The organism is Carboxylicivirga mesophila (assembly GCF_018271975.1).
Lineage (GTDB): Bacteria > Bacteroidota > Bacteroidia > Bacteroidales > Marinilabiliaceae > Carboxylicivirga > Carboxylicivirga mesophila.
The window spans coordinates 36,639-48,600 of record NZ_JAGUCN010000008.1 but is presented as its reverse complement, the minus strand read 5'-3'; the positions used below and the strand labels follow the sequence as shown (position 1 = coordinate 48,600).

At 39.0% G+C, this 11,962-nt stretch carries 6 protein-coding genes; 2 read left to right on the top strand and 4 right to left on the bottom strand.

Annotated elements, in window-relative coordinates; translation table 11 throughout:
- Window positions 1–118: 118 nt before the first annotated feature.
- From KEM09_RS08400 to KEM09_RS08385, 4 genes are read right to left on the bottom strand one after another with little or no spacing between them, the layout of a single operon-like run.
- Window positions 119–3,007, bottom strand: coding sequence for a helix-turn-helix and ligand-binding sensor domain-containing protein (locus KEM09_RS08400; protein WP_212227557.1), 2,889 nt, complete (start codon window positions 3,005–3,007; stop codon window positions 119–121).
- 45 nt (window positions 3,008–3,052) lie between these two features.
- Entirely contained in the window at window positions 3,053–4,981 is a 1,929-nt protein-coding gene (locus KEM09_RS08395) for an ADP-ribosylglycohydrolase family protein (protein ID WP_212227555.1), read from the bottom strand.
- Window positions 4,978–5,892, bottom strand: coding sequence for a ribokinase (gene rbsK / locus KEM09_RS08390; protein ID WP_212227553.1), 915 nt, complete (start codon window positions 5,890–5,892; stop codon window positions 4,978–4,980). The genes KEM09_RS08395 and rbsK overlap by 4 nt, the downstream gene beginning before the upstream one ends.
- A 5-nt stretch (window positions 5,893–5,897) precedes the next feature.
- Window positions 5,898–6,896, bottom strand: coding sequence for a GRP family sugar transporter (locus KEM09_RS08385; protein WP_212227552.1), 999 nt, complete (start codon window positions 6,894–6,896; stop codon window positions 5,898–5,900).
- Between the two features lie 178 nt (window positions 6,897–7,074).
- Here KEM09_RS08385 and KEM09_RS08380 point away from each other — a divergent pair, with 178 nt between their 5' ends.
- Window positions 7,075–8,724 carry a DUF6377 domain-containing protein gene (locus KEM09_RS08380; RefSeq protein ID WP_212227551.1) on the top strand — a complete coding sequence of 550 codons (1,650 nt, stop codon included), beginning with the start codon at window positions 7,075–7,077 and terminating at the stop codon, window positions 8,722–8,724.
- A 256-nt stretch (window positions 8,725–8,980) separates the two neighbouring features.
- The gene (locus KEM09_RS08375) at window positions 8,981–11,947 is read left to right on the top strand and encodes a SusC/RagA family TonB-linked outer membrane protein (protein WP_212227550.1); all 2,967 of its coding nucleotides are present in this window, start codon (window positions 8,981–8,983) and stop codon (window positions 11,945–11,947) included.
- Window positions 11,948–11,962 lie beyond the last annotated feature (15 nt).

The following is an 11,962-nucleotide window of genomic DNA, read 5'->3' as shown; positions in this document are numbered from 1 at the left end:
AATAGGTAAGCAGCGTCAGAACGGAAACATCTCAAATCCTTGCTGCATTAAAGGAATTTTTAGAAAGATACAAGGGCCTTAAAACTTGGACATATTGCAGCTACTCCGTAATAACGCATTAGCCAATGGATGCAATATATTCTGAAAGGTCATCGCCTGTTTTAAGCCCTAACTTCTGACGCAGTTTATAGCGGTTGTTTTCAACTGAGCGTGTACTAATATTCATTAGTGAAGCAATTTCCTTAGAAGCCATCCCCATTTTGATATAGGCACATAACTTTTTCTCTTTATCAGTCAAGTCTAAATGACGCTCAACTAATTTATTAATAAAGGTTTGATGCACTTGCCCAAATTGTCTTTCAAACAACTGCCAGTTACTCTCATTATCAATATCCTTACCAATTTTTTGTATCAAACTTTCTATTTTCCTCTCAGACTCATCCTGTCCTTTAATGCGTTTAATACGTTTTAATTGTCCTTGCAATTCAGATAGTAAGTCATTTTTTTGCACAATATGTACCGTTAGGCTTGCCAGCTCCTGTTCTTTAAACTGCATTTCACTGCGCAACTTCTCATTCCGCATTTTAATAACTTCCTGCTCTGCTTTGAGCGCCTCATTCGTCAGCTGCTCTTCTTTTTTCTTATAGAAATCTTTAGCCTTCAGCTTTTCTTTCTGTCGGTTTATTTCTATACGCTTGTTAATGATACCAACGGTACCAAGTAAGACGATCAAACATAAAAGAACGTAAGCTAGCTTTGCATAGAAGGTTCGGTACCAGGGGGGCAGCACTCTAAATGAAATTGTATGTGGTATCGACTCTATTCCATAACTATTTCGTGCTTTAACGGTAAATGCATATTCACCTTCACGCAATTTGCTGAATTGCCGCTTATTCTCTGGTGTCCATTCTGTATACGTCTCATCTAATGATGACAAAAAAGTAGCATATTCAATATTGTCATCACCAAAGAAAGCTGCAGCATATTCAACTTCAAACAGGTTATTTTTATACTTATAGGCCATATTATTGGGGGTGTCAGGCTCCGAACTACCATCCTGAAGGTAAGTATAGGCCAAACTATCACCCCTACCCTTAAAACTTCTGATGTGCACCTTGAATGGCTTCCTGAAATTACTGCTATTATCTAAATTATAATGTGCAAATCCATCCTCTACTCCAAAAAATACATGTGATGAATCCGAAACACAAACCGACTCAAAGCTACTTACCAGTTTATTTTTTAATGGGATAAAAGGGAGTATTCTATTTTTGTAATTATCGGCCTCTTTATATTGAAGCAACTCGAGATGCTCCGGGTAGAACAACCATAAGTTCTTTAGCCCATCCTCAACAATATAAGAAGGATACAGCGAAGCTTTAAAATAAGCATCCAGCTTTCTATAAGGTTCTATAACGCCTATTTCATTTAAACAAAACAGCCCTTTATCTCCTACAATCACAATCTTTTGAGCAATTTTTGTCACCTTCACCGAAACGCTTTGCTTAAAATGCGTGGGTCCATATACTGCTGTTTTCAATAAACTTTGGTAATCATTGGAAAAACTTAGCCGATATGCAGTGTCATAACCATCGGCTACCCATAAACGTCCCTGTTCATCCCAGTCCATAAAACGTGAAGGTTTATCAAATCCCTCCAGCTTTATATTGAATTTCCATCGCCCATTTTCCTTACTAAGTATAATCAGTCCTTCATATGTACCACAAATAAGTTGCTCAGGATGACCTGGTATAGGCAAAAAATTCCATACACCGTTGACTGATGGCGGGGTTATAGAACGACTTTTTCCACCTATAATTTCGTAAACACCTAAATTATGACCACACAGTATATTTTCATCATCGTGGTATAAACTCCAAACCTGTCCTTCTGTACCATTAATTTTTATAAAATCAGTTCGTTCTTTCAGCGGATCTTCAAAACGCCTGTGATCAATTTTATAGAGGCCCTGATTAGTTCCTAAATACCAATCGCCCATATGTTTTTGCTGAACATACCCGGTTCCAATGTTATAATAACCTGCTAAAAAAGAAATACTGCTGTTAAGGCTGATACGGGCAATGCCATTATCCAAACCACACCATACAGCTCCCTGATTGTCGACAAAAAGCCCTAGAACAGTATTGTTCATCAACCCTTTATCTTTGCCAACATGCAACAACAACTCACCTGAATTATCAGTAACAAGCAGCCCCTTTTGGATAGTTCCAAACAGCAAGGTTTCATCATTGTAACGTACTGCACAAAAAACATTCGCCTCTGCCAATAATGAATTCACCGAACTATTCCATTTCTCTATGGCAGTCATATCCCAGGTAAAGGCCCCATTATTCATAGTAGTAATTAACAGCTTACTCTTCGATAAGGGGATGATAGAAGTAACGTACTTATCAGCAAAAAAATCTCCATTTACCAATGGGAATACTTGATTGCCCCGCAATTCCATCAAGCCATTTTGCTCATCATAAACCAACAACATTCCGTTAGCAAGGAAACAGGAAACAAAACGCGATAAGTTAGGAACGACACTAACAACGTGATCATCCTTAATAATTACTAAAGCTTTATCGGTGTGTAACACTATTCGCTCATTCCATAGATATATATTCCACACATCACCAAGACTACGAAGGCTATCATTGGTAGCCAGCGAAACAAAGCGAAACTGTTGCAAAGAATCATACTCGAAGTAACCAAAATCGTTATGAGCACCTGCATAAACCCTTTTGCCAATACACTTAACACTCCGAACAGCACCTGTTATAAACTTTCCATAACGTTGCCAGCGATTTCCATCAAACTCTAACAATCCTTTATTATTAGCGACATATATCAGGTCATTATCACTTTGCGACACCTGCCAGTTTTGAGTGGCACCATTATACTGCCGCCTGTTAAAATACTCAACTTCAGGTATACCAAACGTTTGCCCTTGAATAGTGACACTCACTAATAATGTTAAAACAAGAAATAAAGCTCGATTCATGTAATAGGTTTCTTTGGCTAAGCCTAAGATATAAATTTTTGACTATTAATAAACTTCCAACTCCCCTATACTCGTTGCAAACTCAAGACCCAAATGTGCATTATTAGCATCTTTCTCAATTCCTCCAGGTCTACCAATAATCTTTATAGCAGTCGTTTCAATTGTATTAAAATCAATTGTATAAGATTGATAAACGGGCTTTAACCACTGAGTATTATCTAAATTCATCTTTGGGGCAATGGATAAACCATTAACATTTTCCCAATGATCAACCGCCCAGAACTGCACATCAAATGAAGTAAACCATCCATAAAACTCGCTGGGTTTACCATTATTATATATCAACGTTGAAACGGTCTGTGGTTCATCCCATTTATACCCATAGTAATCAGGGGATCTCTGTTCTGACTGCCTCCTGCCCATTAGTGAAGTTTTAGGATTACAATCACGCATTTGTTCCATATCATCAACATTGAAGATAGAATTTGAGATGATTTCATTAGCAGTATGTGCTTTATTATTACTGAACACGCGAATAGTTACATCAATACTTTTTTCTTCTTCGGGATGCCTAGCTACAATCTTAAAGTGATAAAATCCCTCTATTTCAGGTGTACCTGACAATTGTCCTTTCATTAGACTGATGCCCAATGGCAGTTCGCCTTCTACCGATAAAGTTATCTCTTCTGCCCGGCCTGTATGAATAGGGTACGCAAATGGTTGTCCAATCCTTGCACTCAACTGAGGAACTGGATTGAGCTCAAATGGCGCTACAAAATTGGCTTCCAATGGAATTTTATAGTATAATTTACCCCCGATTTCAACTTTCTCACCTCCCTGCGCCAATATAATCCTTTCTCCTTGTCGGACTGTGCGCGCAGCCAGCTCTGATATCTTCGCATCTGTCAGGCCCTCACGGGTTATCATTTTATAAGAATCATTGAATGGTTGTTCCCAATTAACTTCATTCAATGGGTACATTAGCTCCTTGGGAATACTTTCAAATCCATTTACCACCCCCAACAACCCACACATAGTAGCAGCCTGGTTATCTGCATCCATTCCAAAAGCACAAGCATAATCCAATGTTTGCTGAAAATCGCCCTGGCCATATAATAAAGCCATAATTCCCAGGGCACCATTGAGCGTAGCATCTACTGCCGCCCAAGAATGACGATTATAATCTTCAACCACGTAATACTTATCACACACATTTTGCCTGGCCAGCTGCCAATTGTCGGGATACAACGCATGCTGCTGCCTGACATACTCAACAGCATGGGCAAAACGGCTGCCAGGTGTCAAGGCCTTGTTTCCAATTTTAATGAGTTCATTAATGTTTTTTTCAAAGAAGGCTGCACTGAACATGGCCGCATAATGAAGGGTTGGCTCCAAACCAAAATCATCGCTGGTTATGCGGGCGGCATATTCCGATTTAGCAACTGCATAATCAATCATTCCGGGTGCCGTAATAGCCCAAATTTCATTCACCAGCTGTGGATCAATCTGAAACCATTCACTATTAAAATTCTTATCACCCGTCACTGGCGGATAATGGCCCGCATGCATCAAAGTAACAGCCATACGATTGGCAAACCATATACGTTCCTTAACATGTCCTTTCCAGGCTTCAGCCAACTGATAATAGGAAGGTTCAACACCATGTTTCTCCATCTGTGTCAGGTACATGTATTCAATATCCGTATCATCATCGGAGAAAGCGCCATCGTGCCTGCGCAAATCTTCTAAAGTAAAATCATATCCATAAGGAAAACTATCGGGCCCTGCCTCATCAATGTACTTAAACTCATAACCCAGTCCGTAAGTATTGCCGATTATCTGCCCAATCCAGGATGCATAAACGGCATCACTATAATCCTCTACCGAAAGATATTGATAATGTGATTCTTCGCTTCTATCGTGACACGAAAAGCAAACGACGATAAAACAGAGTATTGGTATTAGCTTCTTCATTTTGATTTTGATAATTCATTAATAAATGGAATCGAAGGTTGTGCGCCTCTCCGGGTAACTGCGATGGCCGCAGCATTCTTCGCTACTTCAATTGCTTCAGTGATTGCAACATTATCGGATAAACAACTCGCCAGGTAGCCACAGAAAACATCTCCGGCAGCTGTTGTATCTATGGCCTTAACCTTTTGAGCTGTTATAATTTGTTCATTCTCATTTTTCATTTTTAGCAGTACCCCTTGTGCTCCCATTGTCAATATAACTGCCTCATCCACATGAACCAGTAACTCTGAAACAACACGTTTTTTACTCTCCATATCGAGAAGCTGACGACCAGACAACTGTTCTGCTTCAGTTTCATTGGGTATTAGAATATCAACCAGCTTAAGTAAATCATGACTTAATATGCCAGCCGGTGCTGGATTAAGAATGGTTTTTACACCGTATTTTTTAGCCAGAGCTAGAGCCGTTTTTACTGTTTCTAATTGAATTTCCAATTGGACTAACAATACATCTGCTGATCGAATGACATCTTCCAGGCCTTTTACCTCATCAGGCAGCAGAGCCGCGTTTGCGCCACTCACTACTATAATTGAATTTTCGCCAGTAGTCTGATCCACGGTGATCATTGCCACACCAGTTGATAATTGGTCATCAACCAAGACATGACTCGTATCTATGCCATCCTGCTGATAGGCACTGATGGCATTTTGTCCAAATTCATCGTTGCCCACCTTGGCAATAAATGTAACCTGAGCTCCTGCTCTGGCAGCGGCTACAGCCTGGTTAGCACCTTTTCCACCCTGATGAACATTAAAGACTGTTCCAAAGACTGTTTCGCCCGGCTTAGGCATTGTGGCAGTAGTCACTACCATATCTGTATTGCTACTTCCTATAACTACAACTTTTCCCATGGCAACTACTGTTTTGCAATGATAATTAGCGAAAGACCAAGTAAAAAGGATAAAAACATTACCGTCAATAATCCATTGGTGCCTTTGGGGCTATTCTTAAATTCCTTCCAAACAAAAACTCCCCAGATAGCCGCTACCAAAGTGGCTCCTTGACCTAAACCATAGGAAATGGCATAGCCCGCTTTTTCTCCCGACATGATACTTAGCAACATCCCCATACACCAAATAACCCCACCAAGTATGCCAATAGCATGCAGTTTGATTGAGCCATTTTTGAAGTAATTGGAAAAAGTAATAACAGGGCCACTCACTGGTCGTTTCATTAAAATAGTATTAAATAAAAAGCTAGATATAAACACCCCCATTGAAAAAACAAAAACTGCCGTATAGGGCGTTAATGTACCTGGTTCAATATTTTTAAAAGAAGGCGACATTGATTCGGCTACAAACCGATAGAAGAATGACATTAAAAGGCCTGCCACCAATGAAATAAATATCCCTTTATTGGACTTTACATCCTGACGCATCTTCTTATATACCAAAGCATTAATAACTATAGCCATCACAACCAGGCCTACACCAGCAAATAATACGAAGGAGTTATAAGCTCCGGGATGGGGAATGAAATTGACAAACACACCTAAAACCAGGGCCAGACCAATACCAATGGGGAACGCAACAGCCATTCCAGCCAAATCAATGGCAACGACCAGTAGTAAATTAGCAAGATTAAAAAGTACTCCTCCCATTAAGGCCAGCGCGAGTATCCTGGGAGTACTCTGTGATAAGTTTTCTATAAAGCTTTGGCCTGTTGCGCCTGATGAGCCAAAGGTCAGACCAAAGAGTAAACTCAAAATTATTATACCCAGAGAGTAATCCCAATAAAAAAGTGTAAAACTCCAGGATTCGGATGCAAGTTTTTGCGTATTGGCCCATGAGCCCCAGCACACCATTGTTATAATACAAAAAAGCACTGCTGTCAGGTAATTTTCTACCACATACATAATTACTGATTTTCTGTTAGCGATCTATTGCAAGAATACTACAAATAGATGGTTTGAACCAGTGCACACGACCCTATTGCACCTCATTTTTACCTCACTTTTAGAGTTTTTTATCACCTTTAGGTTCAATGACTATTCAGACGATTTATTTTATATTTGAATCAAATAAATCTCAATCATGCGCCATTTTATATTTCTTCTTGTTTTCTTAATTCTGCCTTTACAAGGGTACTGCCAGCAAATAGATTCCTTATTATCTATACTTGAAACTACGATTACCCAAAGAAGCAGTTACGATAAAGTGCGCTTAACAAGAATAGAAGATCTTAAAAGAAATCTGAGTAAAGGGAATATGACAGCAGAACGCAAGTTCTATCTTCAGCAATTACTTATTGAAGAATATGAGCCTTTCAACTTCGATTCCACTCAACATTATTTAAATCTCAACAAGCAGCTTTCTCATGAGCTTAAGAGCTTAGCCCTAACAAACTCTATCTCCTTAAAAATGGCCAAGATATTAGCTAGTTCTGGACGCTATTTTGAAGCAATAGAATATTTAAATGAGTTAGAATACAACTCATTATCACAATCAGATTTAAAGAACTATTATAGTAATTTAATTAAAATATATACCGATCTGGCCATATACAGTCCAATTCACGAAACATACAGAAAATATTCACGCATAGCACAATCATATACTGATAGCTTATCTGTCCTATTAAAAGAGGGCACAGAAGAGTATCTTGCAATTGAAGAGAAAAGATTCAGAGATAAACGATTATTCAACGAAAGTAAACGAATTAATGATCAACGATTAGCATTGACAACTCCAGGAAGCAGACAATACTCTCTAGTTACATTCGAGCGTTCGTTAATATATGAATTAAAAGGAAATGTTAGTGAACGAAAAAAATATCTGATCTTATCAGCCATTTCCGACATTCAATCAGCAGTAAAAGATAATGCATCATTAACAACCTTGGCCTTAATACTGCATAAAGAAGGAGATATCAATAGAGCCTATCACTTTATTAAATTTGCTTACGAAGATGCGTCTTTTTATAACTCGAGGCTACGTTTTACACTTATCTCAAATATTCTGCCGGTTATCAATGAGGCTTACCAAATAAGGGCTGAAAAACAGAAGAAGAAGTTACGCTCTTTTCTATTTATTATTAGTTGCCTGTCAGTTTTTTTACTTATCGCAATATATTTCATTTACAGACAACTGAAAACGCTTAACCGGGCACAGTCCGAATTGGTTAATGCTAATGAGCAGCTGAAGAGATTGAATAACAGCCTTAAAGAGAAAAACCAAACGCTTAATATTCTAAATGAGGAGTTGTCCGAATCAAACCTTGTGAAGGAACATTATATTGCCAATTTCCTTAGTATCTGTTCTAACTACATCGATAAACTAGATATGTTGAATAAAGGCATTGCTAAGCAAATTAATGCTGGCAAGGTTGAGGACTTATTCAAACAAAGTAAATCGCGAAAGTTGATGGACCAGGAATTGAAAGAGTTTTATCAGAATTTTGATGATATCTTCCTACATATCTATCCGCACTTTGTAGAGGAAGTAAATAACTTATTACAAGAAGGTGAAGAGATCATGCTTAAAAAGAACGAAACACTCAATACTGAACTTCGCGTATTTGCACTTATTCGTTTAGGTATTAATGACAGTTCTCGCATTGCTAAATTATTACGTTACTCGGTCAACACGATTTACAATTACAGGGTAAAAATTAAAAATAAGGCCAAAGGCAATCGGGATGAATTTGAACAGAACATTATGAGAATTGATGCTATTAAATCATAATTCTTACTCTTCTTATAACTCAAAAGTGGAAAAATAGCTTCATTTATTATCTAAGAACATCCACTTTTTTATGGATGACATAAATTAATACACTGCACATAATCAGATTGTTGATATTTTAACACATCTACTTTTTTACTACCCACTTTCGTTATTCATTTCTCAAACTTGTCATTTTACTCTCAGTTAAAATCCGGCATTTGAATATCAAATAAATCGGATTTGTAAATCGAGTAATAACACAAATTCAAGTTTAATGAAGAAACATCTTTACAAATCTATCCAAAGAGCTTTGTATAGAATACCGATGCTTATACTGTTATGCATATTTTCTATACTAACAATTCATGCTCAAAACCTCACCATTACCGGGAAGGTAACAGATTCATCAGGCCAACCAATTCCGGGTGCATCCATTGTGATTAAAACAACCACTATTGGGACAATCAGTGACATAGATGGAAACTATAGTCTAACCGGAAAGCTTTCTCCTGAAAGTATCTTAGTCTATAGTTTTGTTGGAATGAAGACACAAGAGGTTTTAGTTGGTAATCAAGCAACTATTGATGTAACCATGCAAGATGATGTGCATGGTCTGACAGAAGTAGTAGTTGTAGGGTATGGTACACAGGAGAAGAAGGATATTACTGGTTCTGTTGCTTTGGTCGGAGCGGATGAACTGGAGTCTCGACCTAATACTCAGTTGGGGTCATTAATCCAGGGACGTGCTGCGGGTGTGCGGGTAGCATCCAGTTCTGGTAAGCCTTCGCAAGGTTTAAGTATACGTGTGCGTGGCACCAATTCAATTACTGCAGGCAGCGAACCTCTATATGTGGTTGATGGCATACCTACAAGTGACACCCGTTCAATCAATCCTGCAGATGTTGAAACAATGACCGTATTGAAGGATGCTTCATCCGCTGCTATCTATGGGGCACAAGGAGCAAATGGTGTAGTGCTTATCACCACTAAACAGGGAACGTCGGGTAAGCCTAAAGTAACCCTGGATGCTTATACTGGTTTTTCGGAAGTATGGAATACCCTGAATGTACTGAATGGCGAACAATACAGAGACTTGATGACAGAGATGGGGCAATCAACTGATTGGAACCGCTACAACAAAAATACTGACTGGCAAAAAGAGATCTTTCAGAGGGGCATCTCTCAAAACTACCAGTTGTCATTATCAGGTAAGAGTGAGCAAACTAGCTACTATGTTTCTGGCGGTTGGGTGCAACAGGTAGGTGCAGTGCGCAGTTCAGAAATGGATCGTGCCAACTTTAAAATTAATCTAGATCAGGAAGTTAATGACTGGTTAAGCATTGGTACACGTATTGCCTATACCAAGTACCGCGATGTTGATGTCAATGACAATAATGCGATTAACCAAGGCGGTGTTATCACAGGTGTTATCAACACACCATCGGTCATAGGGATTTACAATGAAGATGGAACCTTCACTAGCAATCCATTTCAAAACTGGGAAAACCCGGTTGCTAGCACCGATGGTTCCGATCGCGAATATCGCCAGGAGCGTTTCCTTGGCAATTTGTATCTGAAAATCAAATTTCTGAAGGATTTTAGCATTAAATCAAATTTTGGTGTTGATTACAGCAATGGTATCTATGATTACTTTCTCGATCCTTACAGAACCAGTTATGGTCAGGCAAAAAAAGGCATTGGTACAAATAACACTGATCGCTCAAGCTACTGGATGGCAGAAAATATCCTTTCATACAATAAGAAAACAGGCAAGCATTCCATTGAAGCTCTGGCAGGTAACGTGGTACAAAAGTATTTGTGGGAGAATGCTTATATAACTACAGAGAATTTTGCCAGTGATGGAGTAAAAACAACTAATGGAGGCTCTATTATTACATCGGCTGGTAATACAAAGGCCGAGAAATCAAATGTCTCATACATTAGTCGTTTAAACTATGCATTTGATGATAAATACTTATTAACCGCCAACTTCCGGGCCGATGCATCAAGTGTCTTTGGAGCCGATAATCGTTGGGGATATTTCCCATCATTTTCTGCCGGCTGGCGTATCTCGCACGAAGGTTTTATGGACGATTTTGACTTCCTTAATGATTTGAAAGTACGCGCTGGATGGGGTATTGTTGGTAATGATCAGATTCGAAACTATGCCTATTATGGAACCGTTGGTTCAAATAATTACCCAATTGGCGGCACCCTAATGCCTGGCACTTATCCCAATGCAATGGATAACAATAGTCTGAAATGGGAAGAATCAGAACAAACCAATATTGGATTGGATATTAGTGTATTAAATGGACGGATTCAGTTAACGGCAGATGCTTATCATCGCAAAACACGTGATTTGTTGCTGGATGCCCCACTTCCAATAAGTACAGGCTACCAGGCTGCGTTACAAAATATTGGTAATCTCGAAAATAAAGGTCTGGAGTTTAGCCTTAATACAGTTAATATCGATAAAGAAGTGAAGTGGAGCAGTACTTTCAATATCTCATTTAACCAAAATGAAGTAACCAACCTGGTTGTTGAAAGTTTGCCAATGGGTAATATTGCCGGACGTGGCGAAGCCATTCTTTTAGAGGAAGGCCAGTCGCTGGGGACTTTATATGGATATATTTGGGGTGGTGTTGATCCGGCTACTGGTAATGCCTATTACATCGATGCCAACGGAGAAAGTACTTTTACCCCAACGGCTGATGACCGCCAAATTATTGGTAATGCTAATCCTGATTTTTTCTATGGATTGGATAACACAGTTAGCTATAAAGGCATTGGCTTAACTGTATTTTTAGAAGGTGCTTATGGCAATGATATGCTGAATGCTACTCGCATTGACTCAGAAGGCATGACTGATCCAAAGAATCAGCTGTTAACCGTTAATAACCGTTGGAGGCAGCCTGGTGATGCAACGGATACCCCAAGAGCAAGCTGGGCCAATACCGAAAACTCGCGCATATCAACACGCTTTATCGAAGATGGTTCGTATCTGCGTCTTAAAACTGTTACCCTAAGTTACGACATACCCCAAAGTATTTTGTCTAAAGTCAACTTGTCCAATGTACGAGTGTATGCCACCGGAGAAAACCTGCTAACTTTTACCGATTATTCGGGCTTTGATCCAGAAGTCAATGCATTTGGCGGTTCCAACACCATGCAGGGCATTGATTATGGAACCTATCCGCAAACACGAAATATCATTTTCGGATTGAACGTTACTTTTTAATTCTTAAACCGAAAC